The following is a 17,562-nucleotide window of genomic DNA, read 5'->3' as shown; positions in this document are numbered from 1 at the left end:
TCCCGCGTGCGCTAGAATGGGCGCTCAGGAACCCAAGGAGGCGAACCCCAACGTGCCCCACAACGATCACATCCCGCAGCCCTTGATGGACAAGCGTCGCCGCGGCATCTACATCCTTCCGAACCTGTTCACCACTGCGGCACTGTTCGCAGGCTTCTATGCCATCGTGCAGGCCATGAACGACCGCTTCGAGTATGCAGCGGTGGCGATCTTCATCGCCATGGTGCTCGACGGACTCGATGGTCGGATTGCGCGGCTGACCAACACCCAAAGCGATTTCGGCGCCGAATACGACTCGCTTTCCGACATGGTCTCCTTCGGCGCGGCGCCGGCCCTGGTCATGTACGAATGGGCGCTGCAGGACCTCGGCAAGCTCGGATGGATCGCGGCCTTCATCTACTGCGCAGGCGCCGCACTTCGCCTCGCACGCTTCAACACCAACATCGACGTGGTGGACAAACGCTACTTCCAGGGCCTGCCCAGCCCGGCCGCCGCCGCGCTGGTGGCGGGCATGGTTTGGGTGGGTCTGGACAACGGCTTCAGCGGCGACGAACTGCGTTGGTACGCGGCCGCACTGACGATCTTCGCCGGCGTGTCCATGGTCAGCAATGTGCTGTTCTGGAGCGGCAAGAGCATCAACCTCAGGAAGAGCGTGCCCTTCATCGTGCTGATCGCGCTGGTGCTGGCGTTCGCGCTCATCTCCAGCTATCCGCCGGGCATCCTGTTCGGCCTCTTCCTCGCTTATGCAGCGTCTGGTTACGTGGTTGCCGCAGTGCGCTGGCGCAAACGCAAGCTGAACCGGCAGGATCAACCCGTGGCCACTGCTGCCACTGAAGACAACGACAACTCAGCCGCGCCCGAAGAGGGCACTTCATCCGACCCCGGGAGCAAGCCATGAAAGACAAGCTGATCATTTTCGACACCACCCTGCGCGACGGCGAGCAGAGCCCGGGCGCCTCGATGACGCGCGACGAGAAGCTGCGCATCGCGCGCCAGCTCGAGCGCATGCGGGTGGACGTGATCGAGGCCGGCTTTGCCGCCGCCTCCAACGGCGACTACGAGGCCGTGCGCGCGATCGCGGAGGCCATCAAGGACTCGACCGTCTGCTCGCTGGCCCGCGCCAACGAGAAGGACATCCGGCGCTCGGGAGACGCAATCGCCCCTGCTGCCCGCGGCCGTATCCACACCTTCATCGCCACCAGCCCGATCCACATGGAGAAGAAGCTGCGCATGACGCCCGACGAGGTCGTTGCGCAGGCGGTCAAGGCGATCGGCTGGGCGCGCGAATACACCGACGACGTGGAGTTCTCTGCCGAGGACGCCGGCCGCTCCGAGATCGACTTCCTGGTGCGGATCTTCGAAGCGGTGATCAAGGCCGGCGCCAAAACGATCAACGTCCCCGACACCGTCGGCTACAACGTACCCGAGCAGTTTGCCGCCACCGTACGCACGCTGATCGAGCGCGTCCCCAATGCCGACAAGGTGGTGTGGTCGGTGCATTGTCACAACGACCTCGGCCTGGCCGTGGCCAACTCGCTCGCCGCGGTGCGTGCCGGCGCCCGCCAGGTCGAATGCACGATCAACGGCCTCGGCGAGCGCGCCGGAAACGCCTCGCTCGAAGAGATCGTGATGGCGGTGCGCACCCGCGCCGACATCTTCCCGGTCGAGACCGGCGTAGACGCCACTCAGATCGTACCGGCCTCCAAACTGGTGTCGCAGATCACCGGCTACCCGGTACAGCCCAACAAGGCCATCGTCGGTGCCAACGCGTTTGCCCACGAGTCCGGCATCCACCAGGACGGCGTGCTCAAGCACCGCGAGACCTACGAGATCATGCGCGCCGAGGATGTGGGCTGGGGTGCCAACAAGCTGGTGCTGGGCAAGCTCTCCGGGCGCAACGCCTTCCGCGCCCGCCTGCAGGAGCTCGGCATCGAGATCGAGAGCGAGGACCATCTCAACCAGGCCTTCGCCCGCTTCAAGGAACTCGCCGACAAGAAGCAGGAGATCTTCGACGAGGACCTCACCGCGCTGATGCGCGACGAGTCGGTCACGCCGGCGCCCGAACAGTATCGTCTGTTGTCGACGCGCTTTCACTCGGAGACGGGTGAGACGCCAGTCGCCGAGATCACCCTGTCGATCGGCGGCACCGAATCGCACACCCGCGCCGAAGGCTCCGGCCCCGTCGATGCCGCCTTCAAGGCGATCGAGTCGGTCGCCGCAAGCGGCAGCGAGCTGCTGCTGTATTCGGTGAATGCGATCACTACCGGCACCGACGCACAGGGCGAAGTCACCGTGCGCCTGTCGCGCGACGGCCGCGTGATGGACGGTCAGGGCGCAGATACCGACATCATCGTCGCCTCGGCCAAGGCCTACCTCAACGCCCTGAACAAGCTTCACGCCGGCGCGGAAAGGCTCAATCCACAGGTGTGACGCGTATATCAGACAACAGCGGTCCCATCAATCGGGTCTGCTGTTGTCGTGTTTGCGACGATCTCAGTCCATGCGCTGGCGCGAGGGCGCCGCCGCACGGGCATGAAGCATGGTGCTGGTGAACAGCGTGACCGACAACGCCACCTCGACCAGTGCAAAGGCACCCACCAGGCCGGGGTCGCTCGCACGCAGCACGCCCTCGGTGAGGTACAGCAGCGACAGCATCGACAGCCACTGGGATGTATAGCGCCGACCGCGCAGCACACCGAAAACCGCCGGCAGCAAGGGCAGGGCTTTGAGCACCAGCCATGAGCCGCCAGGGCGCAAAGGCGCCAGCCACCCTTCCCAGACCACGCACAGGGCAATCAGCGACAGCAGGGCCACGCTCGAAATTCGCGACAGCAGTTGCGCGCTCATCGTGACCCCGCCAGCTTCAACGCCACCTCGGCCAAGCGCCTGCCCTGGGCCTGGGCGAGTTCGATCTCATCCTCGGTCAACACCGCGTCGCCATCGGGGCCCGAGACGTGACTCGCGCCGTAGGGCGTGCCTCCGGAGCGTGTCCGCCCCAGTGCACTTTCGCTGAACGGCAGACCGAGTACCAGCATGCCGTGATGAAACAGTGGAATCGTCATGCTCAGCAGCGTGCTTTCCTGCCCACCGTGCTGGCTGGCCGATGAAGTGAATACACACCCGGGCTTGCCCTCGAGCACGCCATTCACCCAGGCGCCACTGAGGCCATCCAGAAAATATTTCATCGGTGCTGCCATGTTGCCGAAGCGCGTCGGGCTACCCAACGCCAGGCCGATGCACTGCTCGAGGTCGTCGATCTCCACGTAGGGCGGCCCGTCGGCAGGGATCTCATCCTCGACCGCCTCGCATACCGCGGACACCCGCGGCACCGTGCGTACGCGCGCGCGCGCGCCGGGCACCTGATGAATACCCGCGGCAACATGCTCCGCCAGTGCGCGCACCGACCCGCGATGGCTGTAATAAAGGACGAGGATTTCTTGCATGGCGTAGACCTTCCGGTTCCGGGGCGCGAATTATACCTGTCGGCCCCGCACTCACCGGCCTGCCCCCCAGGCGACCCGATTCGTGACCGACCAGATCTGCCTGGCTCGCGAACACCTCAGATCGGATAGGGATCAATCTCGTACTGAAAGAGTTCCACCCCCGGCGTCTGCATGTCCAGGCCCAGCGCCCGCGCCTGGGCCACATAGACGCCGGTGCCGTCACGCACGAAGACGAAGCGCCGCGACGCATACGTCCCCGCAGGCGCCAGCATGGCCGGGTGGCGCCGCATCGGCTCCATCACCGGCAGCGCAAGGGCCGGCGCCATCTGCTGCGCTGCCCTGCCCCGGAACCCCACCCTCACCGACTGAAAGGAAATGCCGATCAACTGCAGGCCAAGCTCGACCTGCCCCGGCATCTCGCTGCGCACCCAGCGCACGATGCAGACCGACCACGGCTGCTGCGGGTCACGGCGCAAGGCGAGCGCAGCGCCCGCCTCGACGCTCGCTGCGGTACCCGCGACGCTCATGATCGCAAGCCCGCCTGGACTCTCGTTGAGCACCACCCACTCGTGCAACTGGCCAGGCGCGGCCCGGCCATGCTGGCCCCGGTGCTGACCCTGGTGCTGACCCTGGTGCTGACCCAACTCCCAGACCATTCCCAGCCCGATGCACACCTGAACCACATACTGATTCTGGCGCCGGGGCTGCTCCCTGACCGGCGTGGCCATCCACTGACTACGCAGTCGTCGAAGCAACGCGAGCGTTTCCAGCGCCGAAAGCCCCGCCGGGAACCCGCCGTCATCCGCTGCCAGCGGTTCGACATCGCACTCCATGCCCGCAAGCTCGGCCGCCGTCATGTGCGCAGTGATCCACTCCACACACTCACCCAGCTTCTGCGCCATCGGCCGTGGGTCAAAAAACCATGACCGCCCTGCGCACACCAGTTCGTCCGGCACCGGGCGCCTTGCCACGGCCTGCGGCGCCAGGTCGGCCATCGTATCGATCCACCAGGATGTGGCGCCGCTCTCGACTGGCGCAGCCTCAAAGCCCGCCACACTGAGGACGCGCGCATCGAGAAAATCGACCGTCCACGCAAGCTCACGCCCCGTCAAGCCCTCCGGCTGGGACGTCGCGATCGAGACGATGCGCAGATACGCGCAGCGCCCGGCATCATCGGCTGCCGCGCCCACCACATCCGCATCGCGCGCGAGCCGGTGCGCAAGGCGCCAGAGCCCGGCCGGCACCGGCGCCGCGACCAGATTGGAGAGCACATAAAGCTCGGTGAGCAGCTCGAGGCCGCTCAGGCAAAATGCGCCACAGTCAGCCGCCCGCTGCCCCTCGGGACCGACCCGCTCCGCGAACCAGCCCGCGACGTCGAGCAGGGCCACGCATAACCGGCCGGTTGTCTCGTAAAGATCCGTCGGAACAGGCAATTGCACGGCCAGCAACTGCGCTCGCACTCGCTCGGCCATATCGAGAACGCGTCCGGCCACCGCGTCGAGTACCACATCGCTGACCGGCGCCGTCCGGCCCTGCCGGACCCCCTGAAGGCGCGCAGAAAACGCAGTCAGGTCGTCGCAAACCGACGCTTCCGGCTCACCGTCCAGCCAGGAGATCAGGACTCGCTCGTCTTCGGGTATCGCGGAGGAGGCTTCCATGTGGCAGACAGTCGATGTGGGCGCCCCGCATTCTATCGCGCCTTCGATGCAAGACCCGGGCACTTCCCCTACGAGACCGCCCGATCGTCGAGGCGGCTCACAGACTGATCGCGCGCATCTTCCCACTCCACGAAGAAAACCAGGCAAAATCCCAGACGCGCCTTGCTCAGGCAGCCGGCTTAGCCTATACTCCACGGTTTTTCGCATCTACCGATCAGGAAAAACAGATGGTCGTCATTCGCCTTGCCCGTGGTGGCGCCAAAAAGCGCCCGTTCTTCAACATGGTTGTCGCCGATTCCCGCAATCGTCGTGATGGCCGCTTCATCGAGCGCGTCGGTTACTACAACCCGATCGCCTCTGGCGCCGAAAAGGGCCTGGTGATCAACACCGAGCGCCTGGCCTACTGGGAGCAGAACGGCGCCCAGCTGTCGCCGACCGTTGCCCGTCTGGTCAAGCAGGCCGCCAAGGCTGCTGCCTGATCGACGTCGGTCTGCGGCGGAAAGACGCATGATCGTACTGGGGCGCATCGTCGCCCCTTTTGGCATTCAGGGCTGGGTCAAGATTCACCCCTTCGGTGATGACCCGGCCTCGTGGCGCAAGCTGCCGCACTGGTGGCTGAGTCGTGACGCCGATGCGCCCGACGCGCAGTGGAAGCAGTACGCGCTCACGGCCTGCCGACCCCACGGCAAGGGCCTGGTCGCCGCGTTCGCCGAGGTACCCGACCGCAACGCAGCCGAGGCCATTGACGGCTTCTTCATCGCTGCGCCGCGCGAAGCCCTCCCGCAGCCGGCAGAAAACGAATACTACTGGGGCGACCTTGTCGGCCTGGATGTGATCAACGAAGCCGACGAAGCACTGGGCACGGTCAGTGGTTTGCTGTCCACCGGGGCGCACGACGTGCTGCAAGTGCAGGACGGCGAAGGCAAGGGCGCGGTCGAACGACTGATTCCCTTCGTCGCCGCCTTTGTGCTCGATGTGGATCTGGCCGCCCGGCGAATCAGGGTGAGCTGGCAGAAAGACTGGTGATACAGGCTGTGGACGGCCAGTGAATCCGCAGCAACCTGAAGTGAACGTGCAGGACGAGACCTCGCCGCCGATCGCAGGTGGATTGCGTCGCTACGACGTGATCACCCTGTTCCCCGAGATGTTCTCGGCGCTGACCGGCAGTGGGATCACGCGGCGGGCAATCGATCGTGGACTTTATGCGCTCGGTTTTCACAACCCGCGTGACTACACCAGCGACCCGCATCGCACGGTGGACGACCGCCCCTACGGTGGCGGCCCCGGCATGGTGATGCTGGCCGAGCCACTGATGCAGGCGATCGCCGCCGCGCGCGCAGCACAACAAGCGGCGACCGGGCGCAGCGGCCGGGTGATCTACCTGTCGCCCCAAGGCCGCAGGCTGGACCAGTCTGTGGTGATGGAGCTGGCGGCCGAACCAGGCCTGGTGCTGTTGTGCGGCCGCTATGAAGGCGTGGATCAACGCCTGATCGACCGCGAGGTGGATGAAGAACTCTCGCTCGGCGACTTCGTGCTGTCGGGCGGGGAGCTGCCGGCGATGGTGCTGCTCGACTCGATCGTGCGCCAGCTGCCCGGCGCACTGAATACGGCCGGCTCGGCGCAGGAAGACTCCTTCGCCGACGGCCTGCTGGACTGTCCGCACTACACGCGGCCAGAGGTTTATGAGAACGAGCGGGTGCCCGAGGTGCTGCTGTCGGGCAACCATGCAGTGATTCGCCGCTGGCGGCTGAAGCAGTCCCTAGGCCGCACCTGGCTGCGCCGGCCCGACCTGCTGGAGGCACGGCCGCTGAGCAAGACCGAATTGAAACTGCTTGACGAGTTCAGGCAGGAGCAAGCCGGGCTGGATGACGCACTGCACACGCAGGGCGCCTGAAGGCCCGATCACAAACGGCAGGCATCAGGTTTCGACCTGCTCTGCTGCCAGGCCGACGCATCGAGGCGAAGGCCGATAACATCGATGGAGTTTTTGCAATGAACCTGCTTCAGCAACTCGAACAAGAAGAGATGGCCCGCGTCTCGGAAGGCAAGACCATCCCCGAATTCGGTCCCGGCGACACCGTGATCGTCCAGGTGAAGGTCAAGGAAGGCACTCGCGAGCGTCTCCAGGCCTTCGAAGGCGTTGTCATCGCCAAGCGCAACCGCGGCCTCAACTCCGCGTTCATCGTCCGCAAGATCTCGTCGGGCGAAGGTGTCGAGCGTACGTTCCAGACCTACTCGCCGCTGGTGGCCGGCGTCGAAGTGAAGCGCCGCGGTGACGTCCGTCGCGCCAAGCTCTACTACCTGCGCCAGCGTTCGGGCAAGTCCGCGCGTATCAAGGAAAAGCTGGACTACAAGGCCGCCGCTGCCAAGCGCGCTGCCCAGCAGCAAGGTTGATTGCCGCCAGGCGAAGCAAACGGGCCTTCGGGCCCGTTTTTTTTGTTGACGATGCCATTTGCGACGAGGCCTCTCGCGCCGTGGGAGCGGGTTTGCCCGCGAATATCGCGCGTTTGCGTATGCCCGGCAAGCCCGCCTCCCGCAGCCCCTCGCCCCCGGACATCCGCCACCGGGATTGCTCTCCCGGGGACCGATGAACACGCGCGCAGGGCCGCCCTGCTCAGCGCCGTTCGACGTAGCGCAGCAACCAGGCGGCGGCGGCGAGGAAGATCAGGCTCGGGGTCAGCGCGGCCATGAACGGCGGCCAGGCGTTGATCATTCCGAGGTTGGAGAACAGGCCGTTGAGCAGGTGAAATCCCACACCCAGCATCACGCCCATGAAGATGCGCGCACTTGCCCCGCCCATGCGGTCGTGGATGAAGCCGAAGGGCATCGCCAGGGCCATCATGACCAGCGCCGCGAAGGGATAGACCAGCTTCTTCCACAGCGCGATCTCGAAGCGGTCGGCGTTCTGGTTGTTATCGCGCAGATGATTGATGTAGGTCCACAGCTTGGCGAAGGGCATGTGCTCGGGCGCCACCATCAGCACGCCAAGCACCTCCGGCGTCAGCTCGGAGCGCCAGCGGATCTCGGGCAGGCGCTCGATCGTGGTGCGGTCGCCGAGGAAACTCGTGCGCGACACCTCGAGCAACTTCCACTCGCCGGCGCCGTCGAATTCGCCGCGCTTGGCCTCGCTGATCGAGACCAGCGCGTAGTTCTCGTCGAAGGTATAAACACGGGCGTTGCGCATCGTGCGGTCGGGCATCAGCGTGCGCACATTGATCACGAGCGGACCGTCCTTGACCCACAGGCCGGAGCGCAGTTGCTGCGACACCGTGGCCTTGGTGGCAGTGAGCTTCCATTCCTCCGCAGCCGACTCGGACGGTGGCGCGACGTACTCGCCGATGAGGAAGATCAGCGCCACGAACACCGCGCCGATCAGGCCGAGCGAACGCATCAGCACCGAGTTGGACATGCCCGAGGCCCGCATCACGGTGATCTCGGAGTTCTTGGCCAGCGTGGCGAGTGCATACAGCGTGCCGATCAGCACCGCGATCGGCATCAATTCGTACACGCGGGCCGGCAGCGTCAGTCCGACATAGACCACCGCCTGGTAGAGCGTGTACCCGCCCTTGCCCACATCCTCGAGTTCGTTGATGAAATCGAAGAAGGCGAACAGGCCGAGGAAGGCCACCAGCACCAGCGTGGTGGAGGCGAAGATCTCGCGCGCGAGGTAACGCAGCAGCACCGGGCTCATGTGCGCCTCCGCCAGAAGGGCGACACCGCCAGGCGCTTGTAGAACATCAGCCCGAGCGCCCCCAGCACCACCAGATGCGGCAACAACAGTCCCGCCACGAAGCCGAGCTTGCCCTGGCTCACCCACGACTGGAACACCGAGATGGCGTTGCTGTAGAGCAGGTATACGAGCAAGGCCACGAGCATGTTGTTGGCGCGTCCGGCGCGCGGATTGACGAAGGAGAGCGGGATCGCCATCAGCGCCAAGAGCAGCGCCACCAGGGGCATGCCGAAGCGACCGACCAGCTCGCCCAGGCTGCGTTTGTCCGCGCTCGCGAGCAGCACCTCGGTGGGCAGCGCCCGCACCCGTGCCTGCTGGGTGATCGCCTGCTTCTGCTCGATCATCACCTCGTAGCGCTCGAACTCCATCACGCGGTATTCGGGCGTGCCGGGCTTGCCGTCGTAGCGGCGCCCCTTGTCCAGCACGACGAAGCGGCGGCCCTCCTCGTCGCTGCGCAGGTAGCCCTCGGCCGACACGATCACCACGAGCTCGCCGCCGCGGGTCTGTTCGCTGACGAAGACGTTGCGCACCCGGCCATCCTCCCCGGCGCCGACCTCGACGAAGAACACCCGCTGCGCGCCCGAGGACTCCCGGAAAACGCCGGGCGCCACACGGTGCGTGTCATCCCTGGCGTCGAGGCGCTCGCGATACTCCGCGCTCTTCAACTGCGACCACGGCGACAGCCACAGCGAGCCCGCGCCGACCACGACCACCAGAGGCACGGTGAACATCAGCACGGGCGTGATCCAAGCGGTCAGCGGCACACCCGAGGCGAACCACACCACCATCTCCGAATCCCGGTAGCTGCGCGACAGCGACACCAGGATGGCGATGAACAGGGTCAGGGTGAGCACCGTCGGCAACTGTGCGAGCGCGCCAAAACCGATCAGCGCCGCCACCGCATCGGCAGGCACGCGCCCGCCCGCCGCCTGGCCGAGCAGGCGGATGAGCACGGTGGAGATGAGGATCGCGAACAGCGCGACGAATACTGCGGCCGCCGTCTGCGCGAATTCCCTTTGCAGCGCACGCCGGAAGATCATCGGGCGAATCGTCGAGAACCGGAGAGGAAACCCGCGCCCAGGGCGGCGGGTTCGATGGAAAGCGTCTTTGACGCTCGCGTTACGAACGGGCCATAATCTTCGGCAGTCCGAACCAAGCATCAACACAAGGAAAAAGCCGATGGAATTTACCATAAAGACCGGTAGCCCGGCCAAGCTCAAGACCGGCCTGCTGGTGCTCGGCGCCTTTGCCGGTGGCAAGCTGCCGGCGCTGACCGCCGCGGCCGATGGCTCTGCCGAAGGGCGCATCGAAGCGCTCATCAAGCGCGGCGACCTCGAGGACAAGGCCGGTTCGACGCTGTTGCTGCCCGATCTGCCAGGCGTGCAGGCCGAGCGCGTACTGCTCGTCAGCCTGGGCAAGGAAGACGAGTTCGGTGACAAGGCCTGGCGCGACGCCCTCGGCGCCGCGGCCAAGGCGCTCGCCTGCACCCCGGCCAAGGACGCGGTGATCGCGCTGGCCGATATCGAGCTCGACAAGCGCGGCCTGCCGTGGCGCCTGCAGCAGGCCGCCCGCATCCTCGCCGACGGCGCCTACCGCTTCGACACCCTCAAGTCCGACAAGGACAAGAAAGACAAGAAGCACCGCGGCGCGAAGAAGCTCGCCCTGCTGGTCACCAGCGAACTCACCGCCGAACTCGACACCGCGGTGCTGCAAGGCCATGCGGTTGCGACCGGCATGGCGCTGGCGAAGGATCTCGGCAACCTGCCCGGCAACCTGTGCACGCCCACCCACCTCGCCGACACCGCCGAGTCCCTGGGCAAGCAGTACGAGTTCGACGTCGAGGTGCTCGACCGCGACGACATGAAGAAGCTCGGCATGGGTTCCTTCCTGTCGGTGGCGCGCGGCTCGCACCAGCCGCCCAAGTTCATCGTCATGCACTACAAGGGCGGCAAGGCCAAGGCCAAGCCGATCGTGCTGGTCGGCAAGGGCATCACCTTCGACACCGGCGGCATCTCGCTCAAGCCCGCCGCCGAGATGGACGAGATGAAGTACGACATGTGCGGTGCGGCGAGCGTGCTCGGCACCTTCAAGGCAGTCGCGCAGATGGGCCTGCCGATCAACCTCGTCGGCCTCATCCCCACCACCGAGAACATGCCCGGCGGCGGCGCCACCAAGCCGGGCGACGTCGTCACCTCGATGTCGGGTCAGACCATCGAGGTGCTCAATACCGACGCCGAGGGCCGGCTGATCCTGTGCGACGCGCTGACCTACGCCGAGCGCTTCAAGCCCGACTGCGTGATCGACATCGCCACGCTCACCGGCGCCTGCGTGGTCGCGCTCGGCAAGATCCCGAGCGGCCTGCTCGCCAACGACGACGAGCTCGCCGCCGAGATCCTCAAACGCGGCACCGAATCCGGCGACCGCGCCTGGCAACTGCCGCTGTGGGACGAATACCAGGAGCTGCTCAAGAGCAACTTCGCCGACATGGGCAACATCGGCGGCCGCTACGCCGGCACGATCACGGCAGCCTGCTTCCTTTCGCGCTTCACCAAGGACTACAAGTGGGCGCATCTGGACATCGCCGGCACGGCCTGGGTCTCGGGCGACGCCAAGGGTGCGACCGGACGGCCGGTGCCGCTGCTGTCTGCGTTCCTGATCGGCCGCGCCCCCGGCGCCGCCGGCTGAGCGAACGCGACACCGGGGGAACACTGGCCTCATGGCGCCGCGCGTGCAGTTCTATCACAACACGCCCGACCGGCTCGCGCTCACCCGCGAGCTGGTCGTCAACGCGCACGGGCGTGGTCGCAAGGTCGCCATCTGCTGTGCCGATGCCGCTCAGCTCAAGCGGCTCGACCAGTTGCTGTGGATAGCCGAACCGCTCAGCTTCATCCCGCATGTCGCGATCGACTCCCCACTCGCGGGCGAAACACCGATCGTGCTCGCGGTCACGGGCGCCGAAACACCCTGGCCGCATGCGGACATGCTGTTCAATCTGGCCGACGACCTTCCACCGGGCTTCGAGGATTTTCGCCTGCTGGTCGAAATCGTCGGCCAGACCGAGGCCGACCGGCTCCCTGCACGCACGCGCTGGGGCGCATACAAGCAGCGCGGCTGCGATATCAAGGCCTTCGACGCCGAGCTGAGGGTGGCCCTATGACGATGAGGGTGGCCGAATGAAGGACTGGCACGCGCTGCCTCCCGACGACGAGCTCGAACGCGCCGACAGCCTGCTCGACCAGGCTGACGCGCTGCTGCGCCGTCACCGTATGGACGACAGGCGTCCGGACGCCACCACACCCGACTGGCCAGCCAGCGCAGACCTCGATGACGCAGACCTGCCCATCCTCACCGAAATCGTCGAGGGTTTCGCTCTGCCGGCTGATCTGCCGCCGAGGACAACGCATCCTTCCACGGGCTTCGAGCGGCCGCCCCCGTCCCCACCTCCGTGGCCGAACGCCCCTGTCGTGCCGACCATCGCGCCCGCGCCCACCGTTGCGGCGACCACCCAGGAAGCCACCGCACTGCAGGACGCGCTGTCGGCAAGGCTGGCCGAGAGGCTCGTCGAACTGGACACCGAGATCGCACGCGAGATCGGCAACTGGATCGCAGCCGAGATGCCGCAGATCCTGGCACGCGAGCTGGACCAGCTGGCCACCCGCCTGCAGACCGAAATGCAGTCGCACCTGCGCGCCACCTTGCTGCCCAGCTTGTCGGCCCGTGTCGGCAGCCTCCTCGACCAAGCGGCCGCGCCGGTCACAAGACCGGATCGGCCGCTGGACAACTGATCGCTCCCCGCTACTTGCCGTACATCAGCCCCGGCAGCCAGGTCGCGATCGCCGGAAACACCACCACCAGCGTCAGCGCCAGCACCTGGATGGCGAGGAAGACCAGCGAGGATCGAAAGATCGTCGCCATGCTGATCGACGCCGGCGCCACGCCACGGATGTAGAACAGCGCATAGCCGAAGGGCGGGCTGAGGAAGCTCATCTGCATGTTCACCAGATAGAGCACGCCAAACCACACCAGCACCTGGTCCGAGCTCGGCCCGGGCAGGCCGAACAGGCCGTCGAAGGTGAGCTGCTTGATGATCGGCACGAAGATCGGCACTGCCAGCAGCAGGATGCCCACCCAATCCAGGAACATGCCCAGGATCACCAGCAGCACCATCATCAGCAGCAGGATGCCATACGGCGACAGGCCGGTTCCGAGCAGGGTTTCGGTTATGAAGGTCTGACCGCCTTTGAGGATGTAGAGGCCGACGAAGATCGACGCGCCGAAGATGATCCACAACACCATCGCCGTCGCCTTGACGGTCGACAGGCTGGCGCCGAACAACCCCTGCAGCGTCAGCCGCCGGTGCAGAAGGGCGACGATCATCGCGCCGAAGGAGCCCAGGCCAGCGGCCTCCACCGGCGTCGCGATGCCGGTGAACAGCAATCCGAGCACGATGACCACGAGCGAGATGGGTGCGATCAGCCCGCGCAGCAGCCTGATCTTGGCGCCCAGATCGATGCGCTCGGAAACCGGCACCGCCGGACCCACCGCCGGGTTCAGGAAAGCGCGCAGCAACACGTAGGCGATGTACAGACCCGACAGCATCAGCCCGGGCAAGACGCTACCGGCGTAAAGCTCCCCCACCGACTGCTGGGCCACCACCGCATACAGGATGGCAAGGATCGAGGGCGGGATCAGGACACCGAGCGCGCCACCGGCCATGATCGAACCCAATGCGATCTGCTCGTCGTAGTGGCGCTTGAGCATCGCCGGCAGCGCGATGATGCCCATGGTGACGATCGCTGCGCCAACCACGCCGACCATTGCCGCGAGGATGGTCGACGCGAGAATGGTCGCCACCGCCAGGCCACCGCGCAGACCGCCCATCCACTGGTACACCGCGTCGAACATTTCCTCGATCAGGCCGGCGCGCTCAAGCATGGTGGCCATGAAGATGAAGAGCGGGATCGCCGCCAGGTCGGGGTTCGTCATCATCGGGAAGATGCGGCTCGGCACCATGTTGAGCATGTCCGAGTCCCCCACCAGATAGAGGAACACCACCCCCAGGCCGCCGGCGACGAAAGCCAGCGGCAGGCCGGCCATCAGCAGCACGAACAAGGACCCGAACATGATCCAGGTCAGCGGCCCCATGTCGACGGCGCCGAGCACGCCCTGCAGCCGGAACAGGAAGTAGTCCTCACCCCAGGGGTCGTAGAAGGCGATATTCACGGCCTCCACCATCATCACCAGGGCGAGCACCAGGGCAACGCCGTACACGGTGTAGCGATAGGCGGAGCTGCTCCCCGTCACCCGCTCAGCAACAGTGCTCTGCATCTCAGTGGTGCTCCTGACAGGCGCGCTCGAAGCGGCGGATATCCTTGATCAGATGGGAAATGCCGGCGAGCAGGATCAGCACCGCGCCGAGCAGCAAAGTGCCTTTCACCGGCCAGTACTGCACCTGCCAGGTCTCCAGCGAGCGCTCGCTCATGTTGTAGCTATCGGCGAAGAAGCGCCAACCGGTCGAGATCATCACCAGCACAAAGGCAAAGAAGAACACCGAGGTGATCACGTCGACCGCGCTGCGCGCACGCTTCGAGAGCTTGGTGTAGATCACATCGACACGCACGTGCGAGCCATGCAGGAGACCGTAGGCGCCGGCGATCACGTACTGCATCCCGAACAGCAGGTAGCTGCTTTCGTGAACCCAGATGGTGGGCTGATTGAACGCATAGCGCATCGTCACCTCGTAGGTGTAGGCGAGCACCGCGTTCACGCTCCAGAGCGCCACGAACATGCCGGTGCGATCGCTCAGCCAGTCGACAGTCCGCTCGAAAACGCTGGCGTCTTCCTCGTGCTTGACCACCGGCAGCACGCCTTTCGCGCGCGCAGCCGCGATCAGCAACAGCGGCATCACCGCCAGCCAGCCCCAGTACGCCCAATGAGGCATGACGAAACCGAAACCCTTGAGCTCGTACATCTTGTCCCGCTCCGCAAATGAAGCGGGCCGGCCCCACGCGGGCCGACCCGGTAGCGCTCAAGATCAGAGCGACTGGCCCTTGAGGTCTTCGTCGGTCACATAGCCCATCAAGTCGTTCTTCATGAACTCGAGTTGCATCTTGAACACGCGCGCTGCGTCCGGATCCTTCTTCGCCCAGTTGAACCAGATCGGAATCGCCGCCTTGCGGAACTTCTCGATATCGTCCGGCCCCATGCGCGACACCTCGCAGCCCGCCTCGCGGAACTTGGTCATCGCCGCCATGTTCGCCTTCTGGATCTCCACGAAGTGCGTCACCGAGTAGGTTCTGACCTGATCCTCCACCAGTTGCTGCATCTTCGGGTTGAGGCGGCGCCAGGCGCCCATGTTGACGGTGAGATCCATCAGATCGACCGGCTGATACACGCTCATCGTGCCCGGGGGCCCGAACAGGATGTACTTGGTGACCTGGTGAAAGCCGAGGTCGTAGTTCACCGCCGGGCCCACGTAGTCGGCGGCGTCGATCGTGCCCTTCTCGAGCGCCGGGAAGATGTCCGATCCGGGCAGCGCCACGGTCGAGCAGCCGAAGGCCTGGAAAACCTCCGCCACCATGCCGCCCGGCAGGCGGATCTTCTTGCCCTTGAGGTCATCGACCGAGCGGATCGGCACCTTGGAGTGGATGATGTTGGCGTCGTGATGGATGGGGCCGACGAAGTACAGACCCTGCTTGGCGTAGATCTCGCGCGCCATCTCGAGCATGCCGAGACCGTAGTACATCGTGTCCCACTGCGCCGGCTGATCCGGCCCCATCGGGTAGGAGGACAGGAACACGGTGGCCGGGATCTTGCCCGCCCAGTAGAGGGTGAATGGGTTCATGCCCTGCAGTACGCCGCTGCGCACCGCGTCGAACAGGGAATTGTTGTCCGCCGCCACCGCCTTCGCCGGGAAGGGCTGGATGGTGAGTTCGCCACCCGACTTCTCCTTGAACCCGTTACACCAGGCTTCGAACAGCCGGTAGCCGGTCGTACCCGCATCCCAGACCGACTGCACCTTCCAGGTCGTGCCCGCCTGCGCGTGCGCGTTACCGATGAATGATGCGCTCACGAGCGCGCTGGCGGCCGTGGTCTTGAGCAGGTCGCGTCGCGTGAATGTCTTGCTCATCGTGTCTCCTTCCCTTTTTGTGGTGAATCTCATGCAGCCCTGACTTATTCCTGCAGCGCAGCAATCAAGAACTAAACCCGTTCTCGTCGAGGCCCGCCCCCAAGCCGGAGACAGTCTCGCCAGACCTTGAACGGACATGCTCGAGATCGTTAAAACGGCTCAAATACGGGAAAACCCGCACCAACGTCGCGCATCCTGGGGCATCGGCGCCGGTGAATCTTGCCCTTATTCAGAAATCGCGAGAACATCGCATAAGGAATATCGCTTATTCTCTATACGAATTAATAATCCGGCATTTCCCGAACCGCTGCCATGGACAAACTGACTGGCCTGCAACTTTTCATCCGCCTCGTCGAAAGCGGCAGCTTCTCGCGCACAGCGCGCGACACGAAACTCTCGCAACCCACCGTGACCAAGCACATCGCAGCGCTCGAGTCGCGCCTAGGCGTGCGTCTGCTCAACCGCAACACGCGCGGCATGCGGCTGACCGAGGCCGGCGCGCTGTACTACGAGCGCTGCAAGATCATCGAGCGCGAACTGGAAGCGGCGGATCGCCTGGTCACCAACCTGGGTGAGGACATCTCCGGCCCCCTGCGCGTCGCGTGCCCGGCTGGCCTGGGGCGCCACGTCGTCCTGCCGCTGGCACGCGAGTTCATGACGCGCAACCCGGGTGTGCGCTTCGACCTCCAGCTCGACGACCACACCCTGAATCTGCTCGAGCATGGCATCGACGTCGCGGTTCGCATGGGGCGACTGGCCGACTCGGCGCTCGGTAGCCGCCAGCTCGGGCTCAACCCCTGGGTCACCGTGGCCAGCCCGAGCTACCTGGCGCGCCAGGGCATGCCCGCCACACCAGAGGCACTTGCCACCCACGACTGCCTCGTGTACAGCAGCGTCCAGGGCGATCAGCGCTGGCACTACCTCGGCGCGGACGCCCGTCCGGTCGCAGTCCCGGTCCGCGGCCCGCTACGCACCAACGACGTCGACTCGATCCTCGCGGCCACACTCGCCGGCATGGGCATCGCCACCCTGCCCGCGTATCTCGCCAGGGCTGCAATCGCGCGTGAAGCGCTCGTCCCGCTGCTGCCCGAGCACACCCTGCCCGTGCAGCAGATGCACGCGGTGTATCCCTCGCCGCGCCTTGTTCCGACCAAGGTGCAGGCCTGGATCTCGTTCCTGCAGACCCAGTTCGGCGACCCGCAGTGGCCCACGCGCGACTGGGAAACGCTGGCGAGCGGCTGAGCGCAGGCTTTCCCGTGGCGGTGCGCGCGGGCCGCACCGGCGCATCCGCTATAATCCGCGCTTTGCCTTAAAGCGCGTACAACACCATGGAACTGGCCAAAAGCTTCGAGCCCGCAGACATCGAACGTCGCTGGTACCCGGAATGGGAATCCCGCGGTTACTTCGACGCCGGGCTCGACACGTCGAACCCCAACGCCTTCTGCATCCTGCTGCCGCCGCCCAACGTCACCGGCACGCTGCACATGGGGCACGGCTTCAACCAGACGCTCATGGACGCGCTCACGCGCTACCACCGCATGCGCGGCGACAACACGCTGTGGCAGCCGGGCACCGACCACGCCGGCATCGCCACCCAGATCG

At 65.6% G+C, this 17,562-nt stretch carries 19 protein-coding genes; 11 read left to right on the top strand and 8 right to left on the bottom strand.

Annotated features, from left to right (window positions below; genetic code table 11):
• Positions 1-85: 85 nt before the first annotated feature.
• A complete protein-coding gene (gene pssA, locus RBT54_RS06565; RefSeq protein WP_320365585.1) occupies positions 86-898 on the top strand; it encodes a CDP-diacylglycerol--serine O-phosphatidyltransferase in 813 nt (270 codons plus the stop codon).
• Positions 895-2,430, top strand: a complete 1,536-nt coding sequence (locus RBT54_RS06560) for a 2-isopropylmalate synthase (protein ID WP_320365371.1) — start codon at positions 895-897, stop codon at positions 2,428-2,430. The genes pssA and RBT54_RS06560 overlap by 4 nt, the downstream gene beginning before the upstream one ends.
• Before the next feature lie 63 nt (positions 2,431-2,493).
• On the opposite strand, the gene RBT54_RS06555 is transcribed toward RBT54_RS06560, so the two are convergent.
• The 3 genes from RBT54_RS06555 to RBT54_RS06545 all read right to left on the bottom strand — a co-directional run bounded on the left by RBT54_RS06555 (position 2,494) and on the right by RBT54_RS06545 (position 5,101).
• Entirely contained in the window at positions 2,494-2,847 is a 354-nt protein-coding gene (locus tag RBT54_RS06555; RefSeq protein ID WP_320365370.1) for a DUF2069 domain-containing protein, read from the bottom strand.
• Complete coding sequence (gene wrbA, locus RBT54_RS06550; protein ID WP_320365368.1) at positions 2,844-3,443, bottom strand: NAD(P)H:quinone oxidoreductase; 600 nt, start codon at positions 3,441-3,443, stop codon at positions 2,844-2,846. The genes RBT54_RS06555 and wrbA overlap by 4 nt, the downstream gene beginning before the upstream one ends.
• 116 nt (positions 3,444-3,559) lie before the next feature.
• The gene (locus tag RBT54_RS06545; protein WP_320365366.1) at positions 3,560-5,101 is read right to left on the bottom strand and encodes a hypothetical protein; all 1,542 of its coding nucleotides are present in this window, start codon (positions 5,099-5,101) and stop codon (positions 3,560-3,562) included.
• A 227-nt stretch (positions 5,102-5,328) separates the two neighbouring features.
• On the opposite strand from RBT54_RS06545, the gene rpsP reads away from it, so the two are divergent.
• The 4 genes from rpsP to rplS all read left to right on the top strand — a co-directional run bounded on the left by rpsP (position 5,329) and on the right by rplS (position 7,495).
• A complete protein-coding gene (gene rpsP, locus RBT54_RS06540) occupies positions 5,329-5,580 on the top strand; it encodes a 30S ribosomal protein S16 (RefSeq protein WP_320365364.1) in 252 nt (83 codons plus the stop codon).
• 28 nt (positions 5,581-5,608) lie between these two features.
• Positions 5,609-6,127 (top strand): ribosome maturation factor RimM, encoded by a 519-nt coding sequence (rimM, locus tag RBT54_RS06535; protein WP_320365362.1) that lies wholly within the window; start codon positions 5,609-5,611, stop codon positions 6,125-6,127.
• Positions 6,128-6,224: 97 nt separating this feature from the next.
• Positions 6,225-6,995 carry a tRNA (guanosine(37)-N1)-methyltransferase TrmD gene (trmD, locus tag RBT54_RS06530; RefSeq protein WP_320365583.1) on the top strand — a complete coding sequence of 257 codons (771 nt, stop codon included), beginning with the start codon at positions 6,225-6,227 and terminating at the stop codon, positions 6,993-6,995.
• A 98-nt stretch (positions 6,996-7,093) separates the two neighbouring features.
• On the top strand, positions 7,094-7,495 hold the full coding sequence (gene rplS, locus RBT54_RS06525; RefSeq protein ID WP_320365360.1) for a 50S ribosomal protein L19: 402 nt from the start codon (positions 7,094-7,096) through the stop codon (positions 7,493-7,495).
• Positions 7,496-7,715: 220 nt separating this feature from the next.
• On the opposite strand, the gene lptG is transcribed toward rplS, so the two are convergent.
• A complete protein-coding gene (gene lptG / locus RBT54_RS06520; protein ID WP_320365358.1) occupies positions 7,716-8,792 on the bottom strand; it encodes an LPS export ABC transporter permease LptG in 1,077 nt (358 codons plus the stop codon).
• Entirely contained in the window at positions 8,789-9,871 is a 1,083-nt protein-coding gene (lptF, locus tag RBT54_RS06515; protein WP_320365356.1) for an LPS export ABC transporter permease LptF, read from the bottom strand. The genes lptG and lptF overlap by 4 nt, the downstream gene beginning before the upstream one ends.
• Before the next feature lie 139 nt (positions 9,872-10,010).
• Here lptF and RBT54_RS06510 point away from each other — a divergent pair, with 139 nt between their 5' ends.
• The 3 genes from RBT54_RS06510 to RBT54_RS06500 are packed head-to-tail and all read left to right on the top strand — an operon-like array spanning position 10,011 to position 12,616.
• Entirely contained in the window at positions 10,011-11,516 is a 1,506-nt protein-coding gene (locus RBT54_RS06510; RefSeq protein ID WP_320365354.1) for a leucyl aminopeptidase, read from the top strand.
• A 31-nt stretch (positions 11,517-11,547) separates the two neighbouring features.
• Entirely contained in the window at positions 11,548-11,988 is a 441-nt protein-coding gene (locus RBT54_RS06505; protein WP_320365352.1) for a DNA polymerase III subunit chi, read from the top strand.
• Positions 11,989-12,004: 16 nt separating this feature from the next.
• Entirely contained in the window at positions 12,005-12,616 is a 612-nt protein-coding gene (locus tag RBT54_RS06500; protein WP_320365350.1) for a hypothetical protein, read from the top strand.
• Between the two features lie 10 nt (positions 12,617-12,626).
• Here the strand turns inward: RBT54_RS06500 and RBT54_RS06495 are convergent, their stop codons facing one another.
• From RBT54_RS06495 to dctP, 3 genes are all read right to left on the bottom strand, one after another.
• A complete protein-coding gene (locus tag RBT54_RS06495) occupies positions 12,627-14,159 on the bottom strand; it encodes a TRAP transporter large permease subunit (protein ID WP_320365348.1) in 1,533 nt (510 codons plus the stop codon).
• Position 14,160: 1 nt separating this feature from the next.
• Positions 14,161-14,802 (bottom strand): TRAP transporter small permease subunit, encoded by a 642-nt coding sequence (locus tag RBT54_RS06490; protein WP_320365346.1) that lies wholly within the window; start codon positions 14,800-14,802, stop codon positions 14,161-14,163.
• A gap of 63 nt (positions 14,803-14,865) precedes the next feature.
• Complete coding sequence (gene dctP / locus RBT54_RS06485; RefSeq protein ID WP_320365344.1) at positions 14,866-15,960, bottom strand: TRAP transporter substrate-binding protein DctP; 1,095 nt, start codon at positions 15,958-15,960, stop codon at positions 14,866-14,868.
• 312 nt (positions 15,961-16,272) lie between these two features.
• On the opposite strand from dctP, the gene RBT54_RS06480 reads away from it, so the two are divergent.
• Together RBT54_RS06480 and RBT54_RS06475 are read left to right on the top strand one after the other, a co-directional pair.
• A complete protein-coding gene (locus tag RBT54_RS06480; protein ID WP_320365342.1) occupies positions 16,273-17,202 on the top strand; it encodes a LysR family transcriptional regulator in 930 nt (309 codons plus the stop codon).
• A gap of 86 nt (positions 17,203-17,288) precedes the next feature.
• Positions 17,289-17,562, top strand: a 274-nt coding sequence (locus RBT54_RS06475; protein ID WP_320365340.1) for a class I tRNA ligase family protein, incomplete at its 3' end; no start/stop codon positions are given.

The sequence above is a fragment of the Thauera sp. genome (assembly GCF_034003485.1).
Lineage (GTDB): Bacteria > Pseudomonadota > Gammaproteobacteria > Burkholderiales > Rhodocyclaceae > Thauera.
The sequence above is the reverse complement of the archived record's forward strand: the minus strand, read 5'-3'. Positions and strand labels throughout refer to the sequence as shown.